The 24,357-nt window shown below is 32.5% G+C and carries 24 protein-coding genes; 22 read left to right on the forward strand and 2 right to left on the reverse strand.

The window, feature by feature from the left end; genetic code table 11:
* Positions 1 to 2: 2 nt before the first annotated feature.
* Positions 3 to 440: a hypothetical protein gene (locus XO08_RS05135; RefSeq protein ID WP_077287503.1), complete on the forward strand. Its 438-nt coding sequence runs from the start codon at positions 3 to 5 to the stop codon at positions 438 to 440.
* Here the strand turns inward: XO08_RS05135 and XO08_RS05140 are convergent.
* Positions 437 to 1,027: an HAD family phosphatase gene (locus tag XO08_RS05140; RefSeq protein ID WP_077287505.1), complete on the reverse strand. Its 591-nt coding sequence runs from the start codon at positions 1,025 to 1,027 to the stop codon at positions 437 to 439. The genes XO08_RS05135 and XO08_RS05140 overlap by 4 nt on opposite strands.
* On the reverse strand, positions 1,000 to 2,931 hold the full coding sequence (locus XO08_RS05145) for an IGHMBP2 family helicase (RefSeq protein ID WP_075665960.1): 1,932 nt from the start codon (positions 2,929 to 2,931) through the stop codon (positions 1,000 to 1,002). Before XO08_RS05145 ends, XO08_RS05140 begins: the two co-directional genes overlap by 28 nt.
* A gap of 81 nt (positions 2,932 to 3,012) precedes the next feature.
* Here XO08_RS05145 and XO08_RS05150 point away from each other — a divergent pair, with 81 nt between their 5' ends.
* The 21 genes from XO08_RS05150 to XO08_RS05250 all read left to right on the forward strand — a co-directional run bounded on the left by XO08_RS05150 (position 3,013) and on the right by XO08_RS05250 (position 24,353).
* Positions 3,013 to 4,905 (forward strand): metallophosphoesterase, encoded by a 1,893-nt coding sequence (locus XO08_RS05150; RefSeq protein WP_075665961.1) that lies wholly within the window; start codon positions 3,013 to 3,015, stop codon positions 4,903 to 4,905.
* Positions 4,906 to 5,082: 177 nt separating this feature from the next.
* The gene (gene ord / locus XO08_RS05155; protein WP_075665962.1) at positions 5,083 to 6,084 is read left to right on the forward strand and encodes a 2,4-diaminopentanoate dehydrogenase; all 1,002 of its coding nucleotides are present in this window, start codon (positions 5,083 to 5,085) and stop codon (positions 6,082 to 6,084) included.
* Positions 6,085 to 6,094: 10 nt separating this feature from the next.
* Positions 6,095 to 6,403 (forward strand): 2-amino-4-oxopentanoate thiolase subunit OrtA, encoded by a 309-nt coding sequence (gene ortA, locus XO08_RS05160; protein ID WP_075665963.1) that lies wholly within the window; start codon positions 6,095 to 6,097, stop codon positions 6,401 to 6,403.
* Complete coding sequence (gene ortB / locus XO08_RS05165) at positions 6,396 to 7,814, forward strand: 2-amino-4-oxopentanoate thiolase subunit OrtB (RefSeq protein WP_075665964.1); 1,419 nt, start codon at positions 6,396 to 6,398, stop codon at positions 7,812 to 7,814. The genes ortA and ortB overlap by 8 nt, the downstream gene beginning before the upstream one ends.
* A complete protein-coding gene (locus XO08_RS05170) occupies positions 7,807 to 8,190 on the forward strand; it encodes an ornithine aminomutase subunit alpha (protein ID WP_231450338.1) in 384 nt (127 codons plus the stop codon). The genes ortB and XO08_RS05170 overlap by 8 nt, the downstream gene beginning before the upstream one ends.
* A complete protein-coding gene (oraE, locus tag XO08_RS05175; protein WP_233120231.1) occupies positions 8,180 to 10,375 on the forward strand; it encodes a D-ornithine 4,5-aminomutase subunit OraE in 2,196 nt (731 codons plus the stop codon). Before XO08_RS05170 ends, oraE begins: the two co-directional genes overlap by 11 nt.
* A 64-nt stretch (positions 10,376 to 10,439) precedes the next feature.
* A complete protein-coding gene (locus XO08_RS05180) occupies positions 10,440 to 11,192 on the forward strand; it encodes a TatD family hydrolase (RefSeq protein ID WP_075665966.1) in 753 nt (250 codons plus the stop codon).
* A complete protein-coding gene (gene ruvA, locus XO08_RS05185) occupies positions 11,189 to 11,758 on the forward strand; it encodes a Holliday junction branch migration protein RuvA (RefSeq protein ID WP_075665967.1) in 570 nt (189 codons plus the stop codon). The genes XO08_RS05180 and ruvA overlap by 4 nt, the downstream gene beginning before the upstream one ends.
* A gap of 4 nt (positions 11,759 to 11,762) precedes the next feature.
* Positions 11,763 to 12,242 carry a hypothetical protein gene (locus tag XO08_RS05190; protein WP_075665968.1) on the forward strand — a complete coding sequence of 160 codons (480 nt, stop codon included), beginning with the start codon at positions 11,763 to 11,765 and terminating at the stop codon, positions 12,240 to 12,242.
* Positions 12,243 to 12,254: 12 nt separating this feature from the next.
* Complete coding sequence (locus XO08_RS05195) at positions 12,255 to 12,584, forward strand: DRTGG domain-containing protein (RefSeq protein WP_075665969.1); 330 nt, start codon at positions 12,255 to 12,257, stop codon at positions 12,582 to 12,584.
* Entirely contained in the window at positions 12,581 to 13,279 is a 699-nt protein-coding gene (locus XO08_RS05200; RefSeq protein WP_088368914.1) for a PHP-associated domain-containing protein, read from the forward strand. The genes XO08_RS05195 and XO08_RS05200 overlap by 4 nt, the downstream gene beginning before the upstream one ends.
* Entirely contained in the window at positions 13,267 to 13,797 is a 531-nt protein-coding gene (locus XO08_RS05205) for an ATP-binding protein (protein WP_075665970.1), read from the forward strand. The genes XO08_RS05200 and XO08_RS05205 overlap by 13 nt, the downstream gene beginning before the upstream one ends.
* A 2-nt stretch (positions 13,798 to 13,799) precedes the next feature.
* Entirely contained in the window at positions 13,800 to 15,956 is a 2,157-nt protein-coding gene (locus tag XO08_RS05210) for an outer membrane protein assembly factor (RefSeq protein ID WP_075665971.1), read from the forward strand.
* A 14-nt stretch (positions 15,957 to 15,970) separates the two neighbouring features.
* Positions 15,971 to 17,062, forward strand: a complete 1,092-nt coding sequence (locus XO08_RS05215) for an alanyl-tRNA editing protein (RefSeq protein WP_077287507.1) — start codon at positions 15,971 to 15,973, stop codon at positions 17,060 to 17,062.
* The gene (locus XO08_RS05220; protein WP_077287509.1) at positions 17,059 to 18,261 is read left to right on the forward strand and encodes a hypothetical protein; all 1,203 of its coding nucleotides are present in this window, start codon (positions 17,059 to 17,061) and stop codon (positions 18,259 to 18,261) included. Before XO08_RS05215 ends, XO08_RS05220 begins: the two co-directional genes overlap by 4 nt.
* A gap of 98 nt (positions 18,262 to 18,359) precedes the next feature.
* A complete protein-coding gene (gene gatA / locus XO08_RS05225; protein WP_077287511.1) occupies positions 18,360 to 19,730 on the forward strand; it encodes an Asp-tRNA(Asn)/Glu-tRNA(Gln) amidotransferase subunit GatA in 1,371 nt (456 codons plus the stop codon).
* On the forward strand, positions 19,727 to 21,157 hold the full coding sequence (gene gatB, locus XO08_RS05230; protein WP_077287513.1) for an Asp-tRNA(Asn)/Glu-tRNA(Gln) amidotransferase subunit GatB: 1,431 nt from the start codon (positions 19,727 to 19,729) through the stop codon (positions 21,155 to 21,157). The genes gatA and gatB overlap by 4 nt, the downstream gene beginning before the upstream one ends.
* A gap of 4 nt (positions 21,158 to 21,161) precedes the next feature.
* Positions 21,162 to 21,935, forward strand: coding sequence for a hypothetical protein (locus XO08_RS05235; RefSeq protein ID WP_077198323.1), 774 nt, complete (start codon positions 21,162 to 21,164; stop codon positions 21,933 to 21,935).
* Positions 21,904 to 23,031, forward strand: coding sequence for a radical SAM family heme chaperone HemW (gene hemW, locus XO08_RS05240; protein WP_077287603.1), 1,128 nt, complete (start codon positions 21,904 to 21,906; stop codon positions 23,029 to 23,031). Before XO08_RS05235 ends, hemW begins: the two co-directional genes overlap by 32 nt.
* Positions 23,021 to 24,109, forward strand: coding sequence for an FtsW/RodA/SpoVE family cell cycle protein (locus XO08_RS05245; protein ID WP_077287516.1), 1,089 nt, complete (start codon positions 23,021 to 23,023; stop codon positions 24,107 to 24,109). Before hemW ends, XO08_RS05245 begins: the two co-directional genes overlap by 11 nt.
* A 34-nt stretch (positions 24,110 to 24,143) precedes the next feature.
* Positions 24,144 to 24,353 carry a hypothetical protein gene (locus XO08_RS05250; RefSeq protein WP_077287518.1) on the forward strand — a complete coding sequence of 70 codons (210 nt, stop codon included), beginning with the start codon at positions 24,144 to 24,146 and terminating at the stop codon, positions 24,351 to 24,353.
* Positions 24,354 to 24,357: the final 4 nt, after the last annotated feature.

Here is a 24,357-nt window from a genome sequence, read left to right on the forward strand (position 1 = left end):
ATATGAAAAAGGGATTTCTAAATATTTCGGTAGGTATAGTTTTGATATTTTTTTCAGCAGTTTCAGCACTTTTGTTATCTTACTTATCGAGAGATGCAATACATGTACAAGAAAAAGTACTTGAAAGTATTGATAATACGTACACAAAGATAATGTATGTTTCTGGGGCAAATATTTGGAAAAAGTTTTTGACGGAGAATGCGGCATTTTGGGATTATATTCAAAAAGAATCTGATCCTTACAAAAACACAAGTCTTGTTTTTAATACTAATTTTAAGTATAATTTAAATTCAACTAGAGAGGTTGTTTATACGCTTGTTTCCACCACTACAACGTATGTGTACGTAGATAAATATATTAATGTAATTTTTGAGTTGAAAAAAGATGGAAAAATAATAGATCAAGGTATATCTTTTGACTTTGGCTGGCCTGGCATTTAAAGATATTTTTTTATTTCACTTTTTAATAGTTTTGGTTTTTTTAAATGGATAACTTTAAAACTTAATCTTTTTCCCGTATTTATGTTTTCCAGCTTATCATCTATATACAAACATTTTGAAGGGTTTAGGTTGTACGTTTTGATTAGTATTTGGTAGATTTTTTCCTCTGGTTTAATAGATTTTACATGACTTGAAATTACAAGTCCATCAAAAAGTTTGAAAAAATCATATTTTTCGTATATGTATTTAAATGCGTTTTGACTGAAATTTGAAAGTATGTAAAGTCTGTAATTTTCTTTCAATTTATAAAGAATTTCTACGTTTTCAGTTATTGGGGTAAGTAATTCAAATACTTTATTTTTCATATGTAATATCTCATTTTTGTATTTTGGAAACATTTTTAACTTCTTTTCCCAAAGTGCGTTTTCATCTATTATCCCTTTGTCCATTAGGTTCCAATCTTCCGTATTAAAGACATTTTCCAATAAAAACTTTGTTGTTCGCATATCAAACACTTTTTCCATATATTTTTTAGGTTCCCAGTTTATTAATACTCTGCCTAAATCAAAGATGATGCTTTCAACCATTTTATCCCTCCATCATTTTCTTTAATAAACTCTATTAACCTTTTATACGTTGGATTAATTTCAAGAGTACTTGAATTTCCAATTAATATAAGTTTTCTCTTTGCCCTTGTAAGTGCTACGTTTAATCTTCTAAGATCACTTAAAAATCCTATTTCTTTTCTTTTGTTTGAGCGCACAAAAGAAATTATTATGACTTCTTTTTCGCGTCCTTGAAAACCATCAACTGTGTTGATATCGATATCTAAGTTGTAACTTCTAATTAATTCTACTTGGTCATCGTAAGGAGAAATAATACCAATCCAATTTTTATCTGCCCCTTCTTTTAGAAATTTTTCTACAATATGTTTAACAATTTGTGCTTCAAATTCGTTGAAGTATGAAGAAGAATCTTTTTTTTGTTTTTCAAAATGTTCAACATTTGAAGTGTCTATGAATATTAAAATGCTACTAGGATTTGTTATTATATCTTTTCCGCTAAAAGCAAGATCTTTTAGTGTTATATTTTTTACATGTGAAATTAAAATGTTGTTGTAAAACTCTCTGTTTGGAAATTCCATTAATTTTTCGTTCATTCTATATTGGATTTTTAGTACCTCACTTCTTTTTGGATATTTTTCAATCAATTTCTCAAAGAGTGTTATAGAAAGTTCTTTTGCCTTATTTGAGAGAATAGTTGGTGGAAGTTGTTTGTGGTCTCCAGCAAGTATAAATTTTTCACCTTTGGATAGGGGAATCAATATACTTGGAATTGTAGATTGTGTAGCTTCATCAACTACAACCACATCAAAATTGTATTTGTCCAATATGTAAGAAGAGGAGTTTGTGGAAAAAACAACTTGAGAGTTTTCGATTATTTCATTTGCTATTTCCTCCTCTACTTTTGAAATTTTTTCTTTGATTTCTTCTATTTTGTTGTTTAGCTTTATCCATTCCGCCATGTCTTTAATTACTTTTAGAGGTATTCCCCGCTGTGTTTTGTTGTTTTTTGCAAGTTTTAATATTTGATTATCATTTAGTCCCCTTTTCCATTTTGGTATGGGTTTTTGAAATGTTTCTCTTTTTTCAAGTAGCTTTTCAAATTCATATTTTAATTTTTCTATATTTTTATATCTTTCGTGTGTTTGAATTTGAAAGATTAGAGATGATTTCTTTAAATTTTTGGAAATTCTTGAAGGATGTCCCAGTCTTACATGTGAAACCTTATTTTCCAATCTTTCTATTAAATTATCCACTGCCAGATTACTATCCGCAGTTACCAATACTTTTTTTCCTCTTTTTACTTCTTGTATGATATATTCAACTAAGGTTCTTGTTTTTCCTGTGCCAAAAGGTCCATGGATTAAGAAAAAATCCTTGCTTCTTAAAGCTTTTGAAATTGTAAGTTTTTGAAATTTGTTTAATTTTTTATCTACTTCTTTGAATTTTTCTATGCCATTATCGGAAAGTATTCTAGTTTCTAGTATGTATGTCAATACTTTTTTTCCGTTCTTGTTTAAATTTTCCAAATTTTCGATTTGTCTTTTGTATGTTATGTCACTTGCGTATAAATCAAGTCTTACCTTTTTAAAACTTTTTGGAAGCAAGTTATTTGTTGATATAGTTATAAACCTTGTGCCTTTTTCCACGACTATACCCTTTATGTCACTTTTTGTTGGATCATTTTTACTTATTATTACCTCGTCTCCAACGGATATTTCTGTGTCTATGACTTTTTTTCTACCGAATTTTATAAGGTACATACCTAGTTCTTCTCCAATTATTTTTGGGGTGAGGTCTAAAACGGCACGCCCTTTTTTTTCTCTTTGTGGTCCAGTTAGATTTTTCATTTCCCATTCCATTATTTTTACTTCTTCATTTCTTTCGAATTCAACAAGTTGTATTAATCTTTTGATGTATTTATCCAATTTAAATCACCTCAAATAGATTATATCATTGTTTTTTAGTGATATAATATACTAATAATATGTGAAGGAGGTATTTAAGCAATGAGATCGAAGATTATTACTTTTTTATTAATATTTTCCGCTATGGTATTTTCATTTGTTAATTTTAAGGGAATGACGCCATTTGTGGAAAATGAGAAATTTGTATTATCGAATGAAAATGTGGTGGCATCTATTGGAAATGATGGGCTTCTTGAAAATTTGGCATTAAAGGAAACAATGTTTGATGCAATATACAACATGTATTTTACACTCGATAAATCTAAAGTATCTTTTAAAAAAATAGAAGTGGTAAGTAATGAAAAGATAGTGGCATATGGAACAAACGGTACAAAAGATGTACGTGTTGAGTATGTGTTAACTCAAAATGGATTACACGTTAGTGTCTTTTCAGAAGAAGCAAAAGAGTTAAGAATGTTTTTCAAAGAAAGTGACTTGGATCCTATCTTTTTTAAGGAAAAAAATTATACTTTTATTCAGTGTAGGCATGTAGCATATGGTGTGATTTTTCCAAATGCGTTATCTATGTACAGAATAGGTGCTTTGATGTTTATGTCAAGAAAACCAGTGTTTGTAGGTAATTATTCAAAATTTGAATTTGATATTGTTGTTGATTGGGATGTACATAGTTTAAGGGAAAAATTTGGATTATTAGAATATCAAGATAAGTATGTGGTTTTGGATACGGAAAATAAACCTGTTGGAAATGTAACGGTGGTATTGTTAAAGGGGGATAAACCAGTAGATGTTTCAACCAGTAATTTTAAAGGGGAAATTTATTTTTCCGGTGTTGGAGATAATTTTAAATTGTTAAACGAGGATTTAAAAATAAAGATTTTTTCAAATGGTAAGATAGTACTCAATTTGCCAAAAAAGATTAGATTTTTATGGCAACCGTATCTTACTGGACTTTCAACGGATAATGTGTATGTGACATTCAAAGTTAATAGACCTAGCACGGCGGTATTGTTTATAAACGGTAAAAAAATAGAAGACAATCTTTATGATACATTTCATATGGTTAAGATAGATGATTTAAGTTTATCAACTAATTATGAAGGTGAAGTTGTTGTAGGTCGTTTAAAGGAGAAAATATCCTTTAAGACGGCAGGAGACAAAAAATACAAATTTTTAGTTTATGGCGATACTAGGACAAATACAGATTGGCATGAGATTATTTGCAATGAGATGTCGAAAGAAAATGCCCTTTTTGTGCTTCATACAGGAGATCTTGTAGAAAGTGGTCCTCAATTATTCGAGTGGGGATTGTTTTTTAATACGGGACATTCTCTTTTTTCAACAACCCCTATTATGCCTGTAATAGGAAATCACGAGCATAATGCCGTATACTATTATCAGGCTTTTATGCCACCAAAAATGGGAGGAGGAGATTTTCTTAAACAGTGGTATTCTTTTGACATGGGGGATGTGCACTATATTGTGCTTGATAGTGATGTTCAAGAGAATACTACTTTGGGTTTTTATCAAACTCAATGGTTAGAGAAAGATTTAAAAAAGACGAAAAAAGCTTATGTAATTGTATTATTTCACCATCCTTTCTTTTCAAATGTAAAAGGAAGGGGTCAAGAGTTTAGAGAGAAATGGCATGAACTTTTTGTGAAGTATAAAGTTTCTGCGGTTTTTAACGGACATATCCACCATTATGAGCGTTTTTTCAAGGATGGTGTAATGTATGTAACAACTGGCGGAGGTGGAGCTCCTTTTGGATATGGATTATATTCCAGTGATGTCTCTTATTTACCATTTTCCAAAGCCGCTGCAGCAGGTTATTTACATTATGTTGTAGGTAGTGTAAAAGATGGTAGTATCCATTTTGTTGTAAAAGCGGTTGGAAGGGAAGAAAATCACAAACTTTCAAAAGTATATGAAATTCTCGATGAGTTTGATATTTATCCCAGAGATTTAGAAAATTGATTAGGTCCCCGTACGGGGACCTATTTTTTTGAGCATTGCTATATAAAAATGTGTATAATGTTATTTTTTACGCTTTATTATTTTTACGTAAAATTAATTGAATTTATACAAGATAGAAAAAAAATAAAACACATGATAACATTAGAATGAAAAGTCTTAAAAAAAGGAGGTTCTAGTATGAGAATAGTTTGTTGGGGATTAGGTGCTATGGGAAGTGGAGTAGCAAAAAACATAGTTGAAAGTGATTTTATGAACTTGGTAGGAGCAATAGATTTTAACCATGCGGGAAAAGATGTTGGAGAAGTCTTAAATATGGAAAAGTTAGGTGTTGAGATTTCAAAAGAGAAAGAGATTATAGAAAGGACAAATCCTGATTTAGTTGTTATTGCCACATCTTCTTTTGTCAAAGATGTACTTCCGCAAATAGAATATGCAGTGAAAAACCACTGTAATGTTATTACAATAGCAGAGGAGATGGCTTTTCCATTTGATTCACACCCGGAGGAATCGTTATACATGGATAGTCTTGCAAAAAGATATGGGGTTTCCATCTTAGGTACAGGGGTAAATCCCGGTTTTGTACTTGATACTTTGATACTTTCCTTAACAGGTGTTTGTAATAGGGTGGATAAAATTATTGCAAGAAGAATAAATGATCTTTCTCCTTTTGGAAAAACAGTTATGGAAACACAAGGTGTTGGAACTACGCCAGAGGAATTTGAAGAAGGATTAAAGACGGGAAAAATAGTTGGACACATTGGATTTCCACAAAGTATTATGATGATAGCAAGGGCGTTGGGATGGAATATAACAAAGATCGAAGAAGAGAGAAAGCCGATAATTTCAAATGTTCATAGAGAAACTCCTGTTGTAAAGGTGGAACCTGGTATGGTGGCAGGTTGTAATCACTCTGCAAAGGCTTATATAGGTGATAGGGTAGTTATTGAAATGCAACACCCTCAACAGATACATCCACATCTTGAAGGGGTGGAAACAGGAGATTATATAGAAATATACGGAGATCCAGACATAAAACTTGCTATAAAGCCGGAAATACCAGGTGGTAAGGCTACAATAGCAATAGCAACGAATATGATTCCTATAGTAATTGATGCAACACCTGGGTTAAAGACTATGGCGGATTTACCTGTACCAAGGTCTATCCTTTCAACAAAATGAGGTGATTTTTATGCATGCAAAAAAAGGTGATTGGGTTCAAATTCAACAGATACTTTTAAAACCAGAGGAAAGAACCGCACCACTGCCAGAAGATACCCAAAAGGTTCCCTTAATGATGAGGATAAAAGGGTTTTTGATTAATGAAACTGCAGAAATTGGACAGGAAGTTGAGATAAAGACATTAACGGGAAGACTTGTAAAGGGGAAACTAGTTGCAATTAATCCAAAATATGAACATGATTTTGGAGAACCTGTTCCAGAACTTATCACAGTAGGATTGGAACTTAGAAAGATTTTAGAAGGTGATAATAATGTCTGATTTATCGTACAATGCAGTTATGTCTAGAAAAAATGAGATTATGAAAAGAGCGGTAGGTATAGATTACGAAAAATTTATAATATCAGATATTGTTTTTGACTATGAAAAAATGATGCAGGAGGTAGGATATAGTTTAGAAAAAGTCAGGGAGATTCAACAAGAAACAGGGGTTGGGAACACACCATTAGTAGAGTTAAAACAAATTAATAGGCTTATAAAAAAGATTGCTCCAAAGGGTAAAGGTGCACGGATTTTTATAAAAGATGAAGCTACAAATCCTTCTGGAAGTTACAAGGATAGAAGGGCGTCTGTGAGTGTATATCATGCACAAAAACATGGATATAAAGGAGTAATTGCCGCAACTAGTGGAAATTATGGAGCGGCAGTTGCATCACAAGCAGCAAAACGTGGTTTAAAATGTATAATTGTACAAGAATGTTATGACAGTAAATGGATTGGACAACCAGAAATTTTAGAAAAAGCCAGGGCATGTGAAGCATATGGAGCAGAAGTAGTCCAATTAACAGTAGGTCCAGAACTTTTTTATTATACATTAGTTTTACTTGAAAAAACGGGATTTTTTAACGCTTCTTTGTACACACCATATGCAATAGCAGGAGTTGAAACCTTAGGCTATGAGATAGCCAAGCAAACAAAAGAGCTTGTAGGAAAATATCCGGATGCCGTGGTGATTACCCATGCAGGTGGAGGAATTTTAACTGGAACTGCAAGAGGATTGAAAAAAGCAGGAGCTGTAGAAACACAAGTGGTTGCAGCGAGTGTTAATTTGAAAGGACTTCACATGGCAAGTGATAACGATTTTAATAAAAAGTATTTTACTACGGGTCATACGGGTTTTGGATTACCTTTTGCTACCTTCCCCGATAGATCAGATGTACCAAAAAATGCAGCACGTGCTTTAAGATATATGGATAAATACTTACTTGTTTCCCAAGGAGAGGTTTTTTATATAACAGAAATGCTTGCGCAACTTGAAGGTATGCAAAGAGGACCTGCTGGTAACACTTCGCTTGCTGCGGCATTTGCACTTGCACTTGAAATGGATGAGGATAAAGTAATTGTGGTTAATGAAACGGAATATACGGGTGCTGGAAAACTTCCATCTGCTCAGCTTACTTTTGCAAAAAAGATGGGAATGGAAATAAAAAGAGGAGATCCAATTAATGAGGACTTGCCTGGGAAAAGAATAGTTATTCCAGAGCATCCTTCGCAGATAGGATATATCGAGCTTAACATGGATAATGTAAGAAAAAGTTATGTAAAAGAAGTGATGAAAAGGTATAACAAAAGAAAGTTTAGTGATGAGGAAATCAAATTTATGGCTGAGGATACAAAGACTACAGAAGAAAAAATAATGCAAATTGTTAAAGATTTACTTGGAGGTGAATAAGTTGAAGCCTAGAAAAGATGATTTTAAAGAAAGAAGTAAACATTTACAAAAGATGACCGAAGAAGAACTTAATCAGTACTTTTGGCATCTTGTTGAAAAAGTTGTTGATCCTCTAATAGAGCTTGCAGAAACACATACTTCTCCTTCTGTGGAAAGATCAGTACTTCTTAGAATGGGATTTAATAGTTTGGAAGCTTCAAAAATTGTAGATTTAGTTTTTCAGAGAAATTTGTTGGGAAAGGGCGCAGGTCACATTGTTTGGAGAATAGCTAAAGAGAAAAATATGGATATTTTAGATGCAGGAAGGGCACTTATAGAAGGGAAGTATTGGGAAGATGTGGATAGGATATTTAAAGGGGTGAATAATGATGCTTGATCCAAAAAAACCTATAGATATAGATGAAATATTGAAAGATTTGGATAAATATAGGCCAAAGAGAAAAGGGTGGGTGTGGAGAAAAAGACTTCCTGAAGGTACGAAAATAGGAGATTACAAGTACTACCAAGTTAGCGAAGACTTGAAAAATTCTATTCCTCTTCCCGCTGCACACTATTTTGGAAGTATAGATCCACAACCTGAGGTTGTAATTACTTCGGAAATTGCCTCTGGAAGGTTTGAAGATGATATCAGAAGAATGAGAATGGCCGCTTGGCATGGAGCAGACCATATTATGGTTATAAGGACTTTGGGACAATCGCATTACGATGGACTTATTGAAGGTACACCAGAAGGTATAGGTGGTATTCCCATTACAAGAAAACAACTTAGAGCTACAAGAAAAGCCTTAGATTTGATAGAAGAAGAGGTAGGAAGACCTATAAACTTTCACAGTTATGTGTCGGGGGTTGCTGGACCTGAAATTGCCGTTTTGTTTGCAGAAGAAGGGGTAAATGGAGCGCACCAGGATCCTCAATATAATGTTTTGTATAGGGGAATTAACCCTATTCGTTCATTTGTAGATGCTGCCGTTGCAAAGAAAATTATGGCTTCTGTTAACATGTTACAGATTGACGGTGCACACAATGCCAATGCCTCTGCAAAGCTTGCATGGACAGTTATGCCTGAACTTTTAGTACAGCATGGAATTAATTGTATGTATTCTTTAAAAGCAGGAATGAAGAAAGAATATATTGCACTTTCTACAGTACCACCTGTTGTAGCACCAATGCCCGAGTTTAGGTATAACCTTCCTTATGCAGTGGCTTTAAGAGAATTATTTGATGGATTTAAATTTAGAGCTCAAATGAATACAAGATATATAGAATCCGATTTATTTGATGCGACAAGGATACATGTGCTTAATACATTGATTTCAAGACTAACCTCTGCTGATCTACAATCAACTATTACTCCAGATGAAGGTAGAAATGTGCCGTGGCATGTAAACTCAATACGTGGAGTAGAAACGGCAAAGCACACCTTAGTAGCATTAGATGGAATGAAGCAGTATGTGAAAATAGACGAAAAGAAAATTAGGGAAAGGGTCAGAGAACTTAAAATGCGTGCAATTTTAATGCTTGAAGAAATATTGGATATGGGAGGATATTTCGAAGCGTTAGAAGCAGGGATGTTTGTTGATAATGGATATTATCCAGAGAGAATAGGAGATGGAATTGCAAGGAAGAAAGATGGCGAGATAGCTGCAGGTACAGTAGTACCAAGAGAAGCAGATTACATGGCGCCAGTTTGCGAGCATTTTGGTTACAACAATTTACCAAAAGATATAGAAAAGCCATGTGATTTAATTGGTGGATGTACTTTACATAATCCAGATAAAATACAATTTATAGACGAATTAGATGAAAGTGATAATGTTAATGTTAGACTTGAGAAGATAAGGGATATGAGGAAAAGAAAGGTTATTAAACCTGAGGTTGAGTGGTTTTCAGATGGTTGGATCCAAATGGATATGACATTTGCACTACCTAAAGAACTTGCAGAAGCTGCTGCTATAGCGTTGTGTGAAAAATTAGGGCTTGAGGAACCAACGATTATTCATAAGACAATATTACATCCATCTGAAGGAACATATATTGAAGTGAAAGCAAAGGTGCCATTTGAAATTGAAATTGATAAATTGGAACTTCCAAAAAAACCTGAAACTTTGCCTGAAGAAGAGATATTCGAATATGTAAAGAACAATCCTATACACGTAGTTGCCGGTACAGTGGGGAATGATGAGCATTCTGTTGGATTAAGGGAAATATTGGATATTAAACATGGAGGAATTGAAAAGTATGGTATAAAATATACGTATCTTGGGACAAGTGTTCCACCCGAAAAGCTCATAGATGCAGCTATTGAGACTGGAGCAAAGGCAATACTTGCATCTATGATTATAACCCACAATGATGTGCACGTACAAAATATGAAGAAAATCCACGAATTAGCTATTGAAAAAGGTATAAGGAATAAGGTTATAATTATTGCAGGTGGGACACAAATTAACAATGATTTGGCAATTGAAAATGGTATGGATGCAGGATTTGGTCGGGGAACAAAAGGAATACATGTTGCTTCATTTATAGTAAAAAAATTAAAGGAGAAAGAATCTAAATAAAAGTCCCGGTTTTCCGGGACTTTTTTCTTTTGAAAGTGGTATAATATTTTTGAGGTGATAATATATGAGATTTGTAGATACGCATGCGCATTTACATATGAAACACTTTGATAAAGATAGAAAAGAAATAATAGAAAAGTTAAATGATTTTCCGTTTTTGGTTAATGTTGCCACTAATATTGAAGATAGCTATTTATCTTTATCTCTTGCAAAAAACTATGAAAAAATTTACGCTACAGTAGGTGTTCATCCACATGATAGTAAAGATGTGAGTAAAGATTATCTTGGGGTTTTGGAAAAGTTAGCAAAGGACGAAAAGGTAGTAGCCATCGGAGAAATAGGATTGGATTATTATAGAAATATTTCACCTTTTGAGATTCAACAAAAAGTTTTTACTGAGCAACTTATTTTGGCAAAGGAGTTAAATTTACCAGTTGTTGTGCATATTAGGGATGCATATAAGGATGCGTATAATATAATTGAAATGATAGGACATTTTAATGGGGTAATACATGCATTTAGTGGTGATAAGGAATATGCGTTGAAGTTTGTAAAATTGGGATTTTTTTTGGGAATAGGGGGACCTGTAACGTATAAAAAGAACGAAAATTTAAGAGATGTGATCAGATTTGTGGGAGAAGAAAATATTGTTTCAGAAACTGATTGTCCATACCTTCCACCACAGCCGTTTAGGGGAAAGAGAAATGAACCGGGGTATGTAAGATTTGTTGTGGAGGAAATTAACAGGGTTTTGGGGGAAGATGTTTCAGAAACTCTTGTGAAAAATGCGGCAGAATTATTTGAGGTGAAATTGTGATACATGCAATATTCGGGGTTTTAGAAAAGATAGAAAACGGAAAGATTTATTTAAATGTAAACGATTTAGTCTACGAAGTTATTGTAGGGGATCCTGGAGTCTTTGAAGAATATTTAAGTCAAAAAATTAAAGTTTTTACCAAGATGATAGTAAATGATGATGGAATAAATTTATATGGATTTTTAGATGTTTTGAAATTGAAATTGTTTGAAAAGCTATTGTTAGTTAATAAGCTTGGACCTAAGACGGCGTTAAAGATAATAACTTCTAATGATGTATCATACATTGTAAGTGCAATTGTCAATGAAGATGTAAAAGCATTGTCCATGCTTCCAGGGATAGGGCCAAAGACTGCAGAAAGAATTATTTTGGAATTGAAGGATTCAATGAAGGAATTTGATTTAACAATGAGTAAAAAAGATAAAAAGGTGATTGAGGCGATAGAAGCGTTGGTTACCTTGGGATTTAGTAGAATTCAATCTAAAAAGGCTGTTAATAGAGTTTTAGAAAAGGATGATACTTTAGATGATGTAATAAAAAAAGCGCTTAAATTTTTAAGCAGGTGAAAAAATGAAAGTTTCGGCGATCTCAAACCCTATGTTGGGTTACAAACTTGACTTAGGAGAACCAGGACTTTCACATGGTGCGCCTGCAAGTAGAAGTGTATTAAGGGTTTTAAATCAGGAGCTGAGTAATTATTTTGCTTTTAAGAGAAAAGCCGAAAAAGAAGGCGGGTACATAATTTCTGGAGGAATTTATCTTGACATTAGAAAACGTGGTTCTTTTTTAGCTGCAGTTGCGGGAAAGACAAAGGTTTGGATGTACATTCCAGGTCGTAAAAGTGAAGAGAAAAGTACACCAGTTGATACAAAACACATAAGTGATAAAATAAGGCAAATTGAGATGAAATTGAAACTTGAGCAAGACCCTGTAAAAAGAGAGGAATTAAAAAGACAAATTTTGTTATTGGAAATTGCCAAAAATGCTTTGGCATTTGGGATGTCTGTTCCAAAGTATTTGTTAGGGATTTTGTTTGATCAAACTGCTTAAAGGGGGCTTTTTATGAGACTTTCCGAAATAATTGAGAAAATAGGTGCTAGAGAGGTTTTTTTGAGAGATGATTGTGAAATCCTTCACGCATATACAGGGGACTTACTGAGCATGGTCATGAAAAATGCAGAGAGTAGTTCTATATGGATTACCGTTCAAAATCATTTGAATATAATTGCTGTAGCGGCTATGACTGGAATCAAAGCAATAGTGCTTTGTGAGAATTTAGACTTTTCAGATGAAGTCATAGAAAAAGCAAAAGAAGAAAATGTATGTCTTTTAAAGGTGTCTGATAATGCATTTGTTGTTTCGGGAAAGGTATATGCATTGGGGATAAGATGAAGTGTGATTTACACATTCATACGTGTTTATCTCCCTGTGCGGATATTACAATGGTTCCAGGTGAGGTATTAAAAAGGGCACCAGATGTTGTGGCTATTTGTGATCATAACATTGGGGGAAATGTGAAAAGTTTTAGAAGTGTTTTTCAAAGATGTGGTAAGTTAGTTGTACCTGGAATTGAGGTCCAGACGATAGAGGATGTACACATTTTAGGTTATTTTTTTGACATTTCTTCTTTAGAAACCTTTTCTTTGATAGTAAAAAAACATCTGCCAAAAGTTAATTATGATCCGGAACGCTTTGGATATCAGTTATATGTCAATGAAAAGGATGAGTTTACAGGCGTTGAAGAAACACCATTGGGTTTTCCTACCGATTTGTCTTTAGAAAAAGTAGTTTCCCTTATTTTAAAGTTTGAAGGAATACCCGTATATGCGCATATAGGAAGAAAATTTGGAATTCTGCACCAATTGGGTGTATTTCCACGTTTATCGGTGAATATTTGTGAAGTTACAAATAAAGAAGAACTGGATATAGCACGTAAGAATGGGTTTGTAGCCATATCTTCTTCTGATGCCCATTTTTTAGAGCAGATTGGTGAAAGATATAGTATAATAGATTGTGAAATAAAAACGGTAAAATCTGTATTACTTTCTATTGTTGAAGGCAAGGTGAAAACGATATGGGACTTTTGACTATAGCGGATCATGTTTTGGATATAGCCGAAAATTCTGTGAAAGCAGGTTCAAAAAATATAGTGTTAGAAATATTTGAAACGGATAGGGAATTTACCTTTGAGGTAAGAGACGATGGACCTGGTATTAAAGATTTAGATAGAGTTTTTGATCCTTTTTACACATCGAGGGATAAAAAAATAAGAAGGTTTGGTCTGGGACTTCCATTTTTAAAACAAGCGGTTGAAATGACAGGGGGAACTTTAGATGTACAGACAAAAATAGGTGTAGGTACAAAAGTAAGGGCTACTTTTATGAAGAAACATATAGACTGTCAACCTGTAGGAGATTTAATTTCCGTATTTTTATCACTTTTAATGAACAAAAATGTAAATTTCCGAATCAAAAGATGCAGAAATGAAGAGTGTTATGAAATAAGTTCAGAAGTTGTAAAAAAGTACTTAGGAGAACTAGATTCTCCAATTAAAATAAATATTTTAAAGGAAATGATCAAAGAATTAGAATACAAGGAGGAATAAGCATGCGAAAGTTTTTTGTCCTTTTCTTTTTGGGAATCTTTTTATTTTCATTTGCAACTGTACTTGAGAAGGTAACTATTAATGGGTTGAACCTACTCAATGAGAAAGATTTGGAGTTTGCATATTCTCAATATTTGGGAAAAGATATTAACGATTATGCAATTTTAGATATTGTAAAATCCTTAAAATCCACGGGTTATTTTTCAAGTGTTGAATGGTCGAAAATTGAAGGAAAAGGTTTAGAATTAGTCATAGATGTGGTAGAAAATAAAAAGGTGGAAAAAATAGATTTATCGGTAGAAGGAGTTGGATTAATTTCTAAAGAAACTTTGGCTGCGTCTATTACTTTAAAGGAAGATAAGCCATTTAGTTTTGTAAAATTTAGGGAAAGTATTTTAAATATCTCAAAAAAGTACGAAGATGAAGGTTATGTTGTTTCGAATGTTTTTTCAAAAAATAAAGAGCAGGCTTTTATTTATGTTTCTGGAAGTGTTAACGCAACAAGTGTGACTTTTAAAGTAACTGAATATGCATTATATGAAGTGGAATTTTCCGGTGAAACGGAAAATATAGAAGATATTTTGACCAAAATAAAGGAAAATTCAAAATTAAAAGAATATAAAAGTTATTTATCAAAAAATTGGTTTTTACGTTTATTTGACGATGAAAAATCTTATTATCCAAAGATGTCTGATTTGCAAAGAATATTTCAAGAGTTTGGAAAGTATGTGTATTTTTCACCATACTCAAAAATACAAATTTTAAATGTGGAAAGTGAAAAACCATCAAAAAAGTTGAAAATTATCGTTGTGCAGAATAGACTTATAAAAAATTCGTTATTTTTTGAGAGTGTGGAAGTAGAAGGAAATACCTTATATGATTTTCCAGAAATAACTGCGTCTGGCACACTGACGAATAATGATTTGTTAGATATTTTACAAGAAGTAAAAGATTGGTATGAGAAAAATGAATACATAGTAAATGTTCAACCAAAAATAAAGGATAACAAATTTATTGTTAGTGTAACTGAATACAAATTTGGAGATGTGAAGATTGAAGGTCTAACAAGAACAAAGAAATACACTTTTGATGATTTAATTTCCATTGTACCTGGAGATTTTGCAAATAAAGATGAACTTAGAAAAACATATGTTGAGATTTATAAAACACAATTTTTTGATAATATAGATTTTGATATTACACCTGTTTCAACTGATGTTTTAGATGTAAAGTTGAAATTAGAAGAGAAAACAAAAAGATTTAACTTTATAGGAGGAGGGGCATGGGGACCTCCTGGTGATGGAAAACCGTGGTATGAAGGATTTGCAGCGCAAGTTCAATTAAAGACTATTAATCCGTTTGGATTTGGACAAAATATTGGTTTGAATCTTTCTTTGGGATTGGAAAATAAAGTAGTGGGGCTTGAGTATTCAATAAGAAAGCCATTTGGAAGACCGTTAATTTTTGGTACGAAATTAAATTATTCTTATTCAACTGATGATGCAACTATAACTAATAACGTGGGATTTAGTATATCTCTCAGTACTTTGAAGATAAACAACAATTCATATATCTTTGGGGCTGGTGTAGATTACAAGACTACTGTTTCTACTCAAGTTAGTGAAGAATATTTGGGAGGAAACGTATTAGGTGGATATATATTTGAAACACTCGATGATTTAATAATTCCAACGGAAGGAATTTATCTAAACTTTACAGGGCAAAAATACTTTAAGGTTATGGGAAATGCACCTGTTGCGTATAAATTTCAAGAGGAAGCATCTATTCATATACCATTTGGAAAGTTTTCGATAGCCTCTCGTTTATATGCTTCTCAACTTTTACAGGAAGAAGGCAACAAAATATACAATTATTTGTCTGGATTAAACAGTCTTAGAGGAGCAACACTTGAAGGGAATATGGCATTTCTCTTAAACAATGATTTAAGATATGTAGATAAAAAGAGTAATTATCCATTTTACTTTTCGTTATTTGGTGATGTGGCGTATGTGGGTGATACTTACACATTTGATAGGATAGATTGGTCTATAGGAGTAGAACTTGGTTTAAATGTTCCAATGTTGGGGTTAATAAGAGTAGGTGAAGCGTATTATAACGATAAGTGGAATTTCTTCTTTTTAATGGGAAAAACATTTTAAAGGAGAGGATTTAATTGGAAATTGTTGTTGAAAGTATTGTAAAGGATGGAGAAAAAATATACGCTGTTTCTTCAAATAGTCCGTTTTATGTGGATTTTAAGGGAGGACAACTTGGGGATAGAGGGTACATAGGTGATGCCAAGGTTTTAGGTGTGTTTGAAAAAGATAGGAAGATATATCATAGAATAGATAAAGAGATAAAACAAGGAATCTTGGAGGTTTTTATAGATGAAAAACATAGGGGATTTGTAAGGGCACACCATACAGCACAACATATTTTATCTGCTTCACTCCATGAAATTGCAGATATAAATACGGTGGGATTTAGAATGGGATTTGAGTATACCACTATAGATTTAGATGTACCCTTTATTGAAGATAATGTATTACAAGAGGCCGAAATACTGTCAAATGAAATCGTGAGAAAATGTTATAATGTAGAGGAAATTTGGGTTAAAAGATTTGAACTTGATAAATTTAATCTTAGAAGGGCTGTTAGTGATAAAGTGAAAGGTGATATAAGGATAATAAAGATTGAAGATTTTGATTATTCACCATGTGGCGGTTTTCATGTGAAGAATACAGGAGAGATTGGAATAATAAAGATATTGAGAAAAGAAAAGGTTAAGGGAAACCTCACAAGGGTTTATTTTGTTGCTTCTAGTTTAGCTTTAAGTTACTTTCAAAAGTATAATAGGATTTTAGGTGGGATTTCAAAGAGTTTAACTAGTTCTGTATTTGAACTTGAGGAAAAAGTTTCAAAAACGTTGGAAGATTTAAAAATGTATGTATCTAAAGTTGAAAGACTTTCTCAAGAATTGGCAAAGTATAAGATAAGAGAAATTAAGAATGTTGGTGATGTGTACTATTTAGAAGGTGAAAAAGAAATATTAAGATATATTCCAAAATTTTTTGACAAGAAAGATGCTCTTTTAATTCTATTTGATGGTAAAAGTTATAGTTTTACATCAACTGGAAAGTACAACGTCGGTGAAATTATAATGAAATTAAAAGAAATATATGGTGGTACAGGAGGCGGAGGAAGAAGTAAAGGGAATTATATTAGCAATATAGGTTTTAATAGATTGTTGGAGGTGATAGAATGAAAAAAATTTTGGTTTTAGTTGTGGTATTGTTTGTATTTTTAGCTTTTTCGAATATTTTCCAATTTTTACCTGAAAAATTTGATTCGTTGTTTTATGTACCAGATTTAACACAATTTTACGATGCTTTAAAAAAGACAAATACTGGAGATGTATTTATAAATCAAATAGGTCTTGAACAGATGGTTTTGGGTATTTTGGAACAGCAGCTAATGATGCAAAATTACACCTTAGATGATTTGGATTTATTTAAGGAATTGTTAGTTGCCTCAACTGTCGATGGGAGTGCAGTTATAGCTATTGGACCTTCTAAAAACCCACAAAAAATAAAGGAAATTTTTGAAGCATTTTCAGGAATGCAATTTCCGTCTGAGGTCTTGGTTAAGGATGGTTATTTTGTATTTTCAAATTTACCGTTTGGCGGAAAGCTACCTAACAAGGTTAAAGAAAATATAGAAAAAGGCTATTTGGCAGTAAGTTATGTAAATACTAATGAGGATTTAAAAGTAGAAGGGTATGGTTATGCAAGATTAGAGGGAAATACATTTAGACTTTACAATGAAATTGTTCCCAAAGACCAAGAAACTAAAGATTTTATTTTAGATTTGGAAAAACAACAAGGAAAGGATATTTTAAGTGATAATAAAATAGGAGGAGATTTGTTTATATTTTTGAACAGAAAGATTCCAAAATCTTTGTTGAAGCTTTTAACAAACGTTACAGAAGAGATGAATGTTGATTTAAACAAATTTTTGGAAGATTTTAGTGGTACGGCTTACATATCTGCTAACATATCCGATTTTATATTAAACGCTCTTTCTGGTATGCAGCAATCAACTGTACCTTTCTATGGTGTGGTATATTATAGTGGATTGAATTGGGATGATTTAGAAGGAATAAGCAAATTTGAAGTAATAAATGGTAAAAAATATGGGGTTGAAGTTACCGAAGAGGGTACACCTGTTGTGTATGTGAATTTGGAAAGTGACAAGATGACATTATATGGGATAAGCCCTGATCAATATACACCAGGTGATAGAACATTTATTGAACAAAATTACAGTGATGATTATTTCTTTGGAGTGTTATTAAATTTAAGTCCTACTATATTTAATTTCATAGGTGTAGACACAGAGGCCTATTTGAAGATACAAGTTTACGCAAAAGATGGAAAAATATTTGCAAAATCCGTTTTAAAGTGAAAAAAGATTAATTGAAATCCAGGTAATCACTGTTACCTGGATTTTTTTATGTGATATAATATATAGTTGAATTAAATTAAAGTGATGAGGTGATCCCGTTGAACAAATTCAAGAAACTAACTATAGAGGATGTACTTAAAGGAGAAGAAGATTATGTAGGAGAATCTTTAAAGGTTATAAGAAAAGAAGATGGAGATATTAACGCATTTATTACAGTTGTAGAACAGTCAAGTGGTAAGATTCCCATTGCTGTTAAAGACAATATTGTAACAAAGAGTATAAGGACCACTTGTGCCTCTAAGATTTTAAGAGATTTTATTCCGCCATTTGATGCAACAGTTGTAGAAAAGTTAAAAAAGAATAATTTTGCAATAGTTGGTAAGACAAATTTAGATGAATTTGCCATGGGGACGGGAACGGAGTATTCTTCGTTTTTTGTTACAAAAAATCCTTGGGATAAAGAGAGAGTTGCAGGGGGGAGTAGTGGGGGATCTGCGGCAGCTGTCGCTAGTGGAGAGGTGGTTGCTGCTCTTGGAAGTGATACAGGTGGCTCGATACGGCAGCCTGCCGCATTTTGTGGTGTTATAGGTTTTAAGCCTACATATGGTTTGGTTTCAAGATATGGACTTGTGGCGTTTGCGTCTTCTTTAGATCAGATTGGTCCTATAACTAAAACCACAAAAGATGCCGCTTATTTGATGAATGTAATTTACGGAAAAGACGAAAGAGATGCAACAACGGTTGATAAAAAAATTGATTTTGAAGTATTATTAGAAAAGGATTTTTCAAAAGCTGTTGTAGCATATCCAGAGGAAGTCTTTGGTGAAGGTGTTGAAGAAGGAGTAAAAAAACAATTTGAAGAATTTATAAAATTTTTGGAAAAGAAAGGTGTAAAGGTTGAAAAGATTTCTTTTCCCGAGTTGAAATACTCTGTAGCAACGTATTACATAATAGCACCTGCTGAGGTAAGTTCTAATTTATCCAGATTTGATGGAATTAGGTTTGGAACCAGAGTGGAGGAAAAAGGTCTGCTTGAAACTTATTTAAAAAGTAGAAAGCAACTTGGAGTAGAGGTTATAAGAAGGATAATGTTGGGAACTTTTACTTTAAGCGCTGCGTATTATGATGCGTATTTTGAAAAAGCACAGAAGGTCAGAAGGTTGATTTCAAATAAATTAAACAGTTTTTTGGAAAAGTACGATTTTATAATAACACCTACTTCTCCAATTACCGCTTTTAAAATAGGAGAAGTAAGGGATCCTTTGGTCTATTATATGATGGATATCTTTACCATTCCAGCTAATCTTGCAGGATTACCTGCCATAAGTATTCCATTTGGTTTTTCAGGCAATTTGCCAGTGGGAATGCAAATAATGGGTAAAAGGTTTGATGATCCAAAAGTATTGGGATTTGCAAATTTCATTGAAAGAGATGTTCCTGTTGTTTTTCCATGGGAGGCGAAAAAATGAGATTTAAACCAGTAATTGGTCTTGAAATACACGTCCAGTTGAATACTGAGACAAAGGCGTTTTGTTCTTGTAGCGCGGATGTATTTGAATTAGAACCAAATACTGCAATTTGTCCAGTGTGTACAGGGCAACCAGGAGCGTTGCCTGTGCCATCTAAGCAGATGTATGAATTTGGTATATTATTAGCCGCTGCGTTGAATTGTAAAATACATGAATATACAAAATTTGACAGAAAAAATTATTTTTATCCGGATCTTCCAAAGGGATATCAAATAACACAATATTTTTATCCACTTGCCACTGAAGGTTTTTTGGAATTAGATGGTAAAAAGATAAGAATAAACAGAATTCATTTGGAAGAAGATGCGGGAAAATTAATTCACTCTTCTGAGACTATTACCCAGGCTGAAAGTTCTTTTGTTGATATGAATAGGTGTGGTGTACCTCTTGCAGAAATAGTAACTGAACCTGATATAGAATCACCAGAAGAAGCAAAGAAATTTTTAGAAAAATTGAGGCAGATATTAAGATATTTAGGTGTAAGTACAGGTGATATGGAAAAAGGTGCGCTGAGATGTGATGCCAATATTTCCGTAATTGACTTGGAAAACAATGTCCAGAGCAATAAAGTAGAAGTAAAAAATATGAATTCTTTTAAATTTGTGGAAAAGGCATTAGAATACGAATTTGAAAGGATAAAGTCGCATCTTGAGAGGGGAGAAAATGTTTTAAAGGAAACACGAGGTTGGGATTTATCAACAAAAACAACTATTTCTATGAGGAGCAAAGAAGAAGCAAATGATTACAGATATTTTCCAGAACCAGATATACCTCCTGTTGTAATTTCAAGGGAAGAAATCAAGAAAATTGTGGAAAAGATGCCTGAACTTCCAGATGAAAAATTAAATAGATTTAAGAAAGAATATACGTTGACAGATTATGAAGCAAAAATTTTAACTTCTTCCGTTAAACTTGCGGATTTCTTTGAAAGATGTGTATTTGAAACAAAGAATCCAAAAGAGACATCAAATTGGTTTTTAACAGAGCTTCTAAAATACACATCGTCTGAAGATGATTTTGATACTTTGAAAATAAAACCTCATCATTTTAAAGAGTTGTTTGAGTTGATTGTTGATGGAAAGATTACAAGAAATATTGCAAAGGAAATCTTTAAAGAAGTTTTTGAAACGGGGAGAAGTCCAAGTAAAATAGTGGAAGAAAAGGGAATAGAGGTAATAGGTGATGAAACGTTAATTGAAGAGATGTTGAAAAAGATTATGGATGAAAACAAAGATAAGGTAGAGGCATACAAGAATGGTAAAAAAGGATTGATGGGATTTTTTGTGGGGCAGGTAATGAAACAAACAAAAGGAAAAGCAGATGCAAGGAAGGTAAATGAAATAGCAAAGAAACTGTTGGGAGATTGATAAAATGAAAAAATTTGTGTTGCTTTTTTTAGTGTTTTCAATAGCCATATTTTCAGGAGAATTTTTGATTTTTGATAATTCAATTATATTAAACTCTCCGCCTTTTTTTATGCAACTGGGCGATAGTTTTGGAGTGGGATTTTCCTATTCTACTGAAACAAGATATTATACGGTAAAGGATGTAGGGTTTTTGAAAGTCAAAATTCCACAAAGTAAAGAGGCATTTTCAGGTGCTTTTTTTGTGGGGAGTAATTTTGGAATTTACCTTTATGTTGAAAATGAAGTTTTGCAAATTCCCAATAGTTTTCAAAATTTGGAATTTTTTGTTTCAAAAGATTACGCATTTTATTCTTCTCTTTCAAAGTCTTTTTACGCAATAGGTCCTATTTCTTTAAACACGAGGAGTTTGTTTTTAAAAAAGGGATTTGATTTTGGTTATTCTATGAATAGGTATTTTTTCAAATATAAGGATTATTCCGGTTATTTTTTAAATTTAGCTGGAAAATATTTTTTGGGTTATTTATATCCTTTGGATAATTCTTTAGAACAAGGAATATTAGGGGGACTTGGTAGTAATTTTAAAGAGATTTATTTGGATGTAGGAATTAGAAAATTTTTTGATCTTGGTAAGATAAGGGGATTTGGATATGCGTACGTTTATTCTCCTACAAATGATATATTTAATTTTAACTATTTTACAGGATTTTACGTAATACAACCTTTGAAAGGAGAATTTGTTGTTTGGGATGGAAAAATCTCTATCAGATTTAATTGGTGATTTAGATAAAGTATCACTTTATATTCACATACCTTTTTGTAAAAAGAAATGTTATTATTGTGATTTTGTTAGTTATACAGAAGGTAGTGTGGAAAATTATATAGAAGCGTTGATAAAAGAAATAAGTTTGTATGAAAGTTTTTTGAAAAAAGGGATAAAAACCCTATATATTGGTGGTGGAACCCCGAGTTATATAAATGAGCATTATATTGAGAAGATTTTATTCCACATAGATAGATATTTATTTTTAGAAGAATTTACTATAGAAATTAATCCTGATTCTTTTGATAGGCAAAAGGCGCTTTTTTACAAATCTTTAGGTGTGAATAGGATTAGTTTGGGAATCCAGTCTTTTGACGATGAGGTATTAAAAAAGGCAGGAAGATCTCACGATAGTTATCAGGCATATAAGGCGTATAAAATTGCCAGCGAAATTTTTGACAATGTAAGCGTAGATTTTATAGTAGGTTTACCAGGGGAGAATTGGAGAAGCGTTGAAAAAATAGTGGAATTTGTAAGACTTGAGTATCCCGTTCATTTATCTTTGTACTTGTTAGAAATTCACGAAGGAACTTTTATTTCAAAGATTATAAAGAGAATATCTGAAGAGTCTTTTGAAAGATACGATGCCTTGTTGGATTTTTTTAAAAAAGAAGGATATGAGAGATACGAAATATCAAACTTTGCGTTAAATGAAAAGTATGGAAAACACAATTTAGTTTATTGGGCTAACGGTGATTACATAGGTTTAGGATTAGCTGCAGGTGGTCATTTAAAAAAATTTAGGTATAACAATGTTTCTGACTTTAAAAGTTATTTTTCAAAATTGCGTTTAGGAGAATATCCATATGGATACAATTCCGAGAATAATAATATCAGAGAAGTATTGGAAACTATATTTATGATGCTTAGGACAAAATGGGGAATTGATAGGAAGTTGGTACATTTGGATTTAAATATGGAAGCAATTTTAAATACTCTAAAAAGGAAATTTTCTTTTTTTGACGGTGTGAGATTGAGTGAAAAAGGTATGGATTTTTCGTCTATGTTCCTGTCCGAGCTGTTAATGCTTTGGGAGGAATTTTATGAGATATAGTATTTTGATCTTGATAACGGCGCTTTTTGCGTTGTTTATAGTCGCTTCAGTAGCTTTGTATACAATAGATTTTGCAAGGGATTTTTATGATTTTGGAATGAATTTTTTCTTTAAAAAATATGTGTTTTATATATTATTTGGTATACTAGTTTCTACATTTCTGACATTTTATTTGAAGAAAGATTTTTTTGAAAATAAAGCATTAATGTGGATTTTTTATTTAATAGTTGTTGGATTTCTTTTGTTACCTCTTTTTGGACCATTTTCATACAAAGTAAATGGAGCAAACAGATGGATAAAAGTTCCAGGTTTTTCTGTGACATTTCAGCCTTCAGAACTTGCCAAGATATTTGTGATCTATTTCTTGGCGATATATATAAAAGATAACAAAGAAAAGATAAAGCACATTTGGTTTGGACTGTTAAAACCCTTGTTATTGATAAGCCCATTGTTGTTTTTAATTTTTATAGAGCCAGACTTGAGTACCACTCTTTTAATTTTGTTGGTTGCAATTACTTTGCTTTATTTTTCAGGTGCAAGATTAGTTCAAGTAATTTTTCTAATTTTAGTTTTAGTGTTAATTGCGTTTGTTTTAAAAGAAATAGGATTTATACACGATTATCAATTGGATAGGCTGAAGGCTTTTTTGTCAAATGAAATGCAATGGCAAGTGAAAAAAGCATACGATGCAATTGGAAATGGAGGATTTTTTGGTACAGGGCTTGCGCTGGGAAAGTATTATTTTTTTGTTCCACAATCTGAATCAGATTTTATTATAGCAACAATAGGGGAAAATTTTGGATATTTTGGAATTTTATTAATAGTAATCAGTTATTTGTTTATTGTAAGTAACTTGATAAAGATAGCCGATGAAGTGAAAGATGATGTTGTCAGATACTTTATATGGGGATATGCTGTTTTGATGTTGTTTCAGGTGGTTATTAATATGGGTGTGGTAAGCCGTATTTTTCCCGTTACGGGCATTCCACTACCATTTGTAAGTTATGGCGGAAGCTCTATTTTATCTTTTTCCATAGGGCTTGGTATTATTTTTGCGGGGATCTATAACCAAGAGTGAGTTTTTCCGATAAGTAATATAGGGAGGTGATAATTTGAGAATAGCCGGAGTAGGAAATATAACATATACACCACATATGAGTAAAGCAGTTGAGACTTCAGTTCAGAAGAATACGGTTATGTCTAAGGAGCAGATGGCACAACTATTGAGTTTTATGACTTATCAACAAAATAACATGAATTTGAAGTTGGTACGTGTTGCAAGTGCACTATATAGCGGGAAAAGGATTGATCAACTAGTTTGAGAAA

This window comes from Thermosipho sp. 1074, from assembly GCF_001999655.1.
Classification (GTDB): domain Bacteria; phylum Thermotogota; class Thermotogae; order Thermotogales; family Fervidobacteriaceae; genus Thermosipho; species Thermosipho affectus.

What these genes read in the sequence shown, in the direction of transcription:
- XO08_RS05135 (WP_077287503.1), top strand. Translation starts at nt 3, where the DNA reads ATGAAAAAGGGATTTCTAAATATTTCGGTAGGTATAGTTTTGATATTT.
- XO08_RS05140 (WP_077287505.1), bottom strand. Translation starts at nt 1,027, where the DNA reads ATGGTTGAAAGCATCATCTTTGATTTAGGCAGAGTATTAATAAACTGG.
- XO08_RS05150 (WP_075665961.1), top strand. Translation starts at nt 3,013, where the DNA reads ATGAGATCGAAGATTATTACTTTTTTATTAATATTTTCCGCTATGGTA.
- ord (WP_075665962.1), top strand. Translation starts at nt 5,083, where the DNA reads ATGAGAATAGTTTGTTGGGGATTAGGTGCTATGGGAAGTGGAGTAGCA.
- ortA (WP_075665963.1), top strand. Translation starts at nt 6,095, where the DNA reads ATGCATGCAAAAAAAGGTGATTGGGTTCAAATTCAACAGATACTTTTA.
- ortB (WP_075665964.1), top strand. Translation starts at nt 6,396, where the DNA reads ATGTCTGATTTATCGTACAATGCAGTTATGTCTAGAAAAAATGAGATT.
- oraE (WP_233120231.1), top strand. Translation starts at nt 8,180, where the DNA reads ATGATGCTTGATCCAAAAAAACCTATAGATATAGATGAAATATTGAAA.
- XO08_RS05180 (WP_075665966.1), top strand. Translation starts at nt 10,440, where the DNA reads ATGAGATTTGTAGATACGCATGCGCATTTACATATGAAACACTTTGAT.
- XO08_RS05190 (WP_075665968.1), top strand. Translation starts at nt 11,763, where the DNA reads ATGAAAGTTTCGGCGATCTCAAACCCTATGTTGGGTTACAAACTTGAC.
- XO08_RS05195 (WP_075665969.1), top strand. Translation starts at nt 12,255, where the DNA reads ATGAGACTTTCCGAAATAATTGAGAAAATAGGTGCTAGAGAGGTTTTT.
- XO08_RS05200 (WP_088368914.1), top strand. Translation starts at nt 12,581, where the DNA reads ATGAAGTGTGATTTACACATTCATACGTGTTTATCTCCCTGTGCGGAT.
- XO08_RS05205 (WP_075665970.1), top strand. Translation starts at nt 13,267, where the DNA reads ATGGGACTTTTGACTATAGCGGATCATGTTTTGGATATAGCCGAAAAT.
- XO08_RS05210 (WP_075665971.1), top strand. Translation starts at nt 13,800, where the DNA reads ATGCGAAAGTTTTTTGTCCTTTTCTTTTTGGGAATCTTTTTATTTTCA.
- XO08_RS05220 (WP_077287509.1), top strand. Translation starts at nt 17,059, where the DNA reads ATGAAAAAAATTTTGGTTTTAGTTGTGGTATTGTTTGTATTTTTAGCT.
- gatB (WP_077287513.1), top strand. Translation starts at nt 19,727, where the DNA reads ATGAGATTTAAACCAGTAATTGGTCTTGAAATACACGTCCAGTTGAAT.
- XO08_RS05235 (WP_077198323.1), top strand. Translation starts at nt 21,162, where the DNA reads ATGAAAAAATTTGTGTTGCTTTTTTTAGTGTTTTCAATAGCCATATTT.
- hemW (WP_077287603.1), top strand. Translation starts at nt 21,904, where the DNA reads ATGGAAAAATCTCTATCAGATTTAATTGGTGATTTAGATAAAGTATCA.
- XO08_RS05245 (WP_077287516.1), top strand. Translation starts at nt 23,021, where the DNA reads ATGAGATATAGTATTTTGATCTTGATAACGGCGCTTTTTGCGTTGTTT.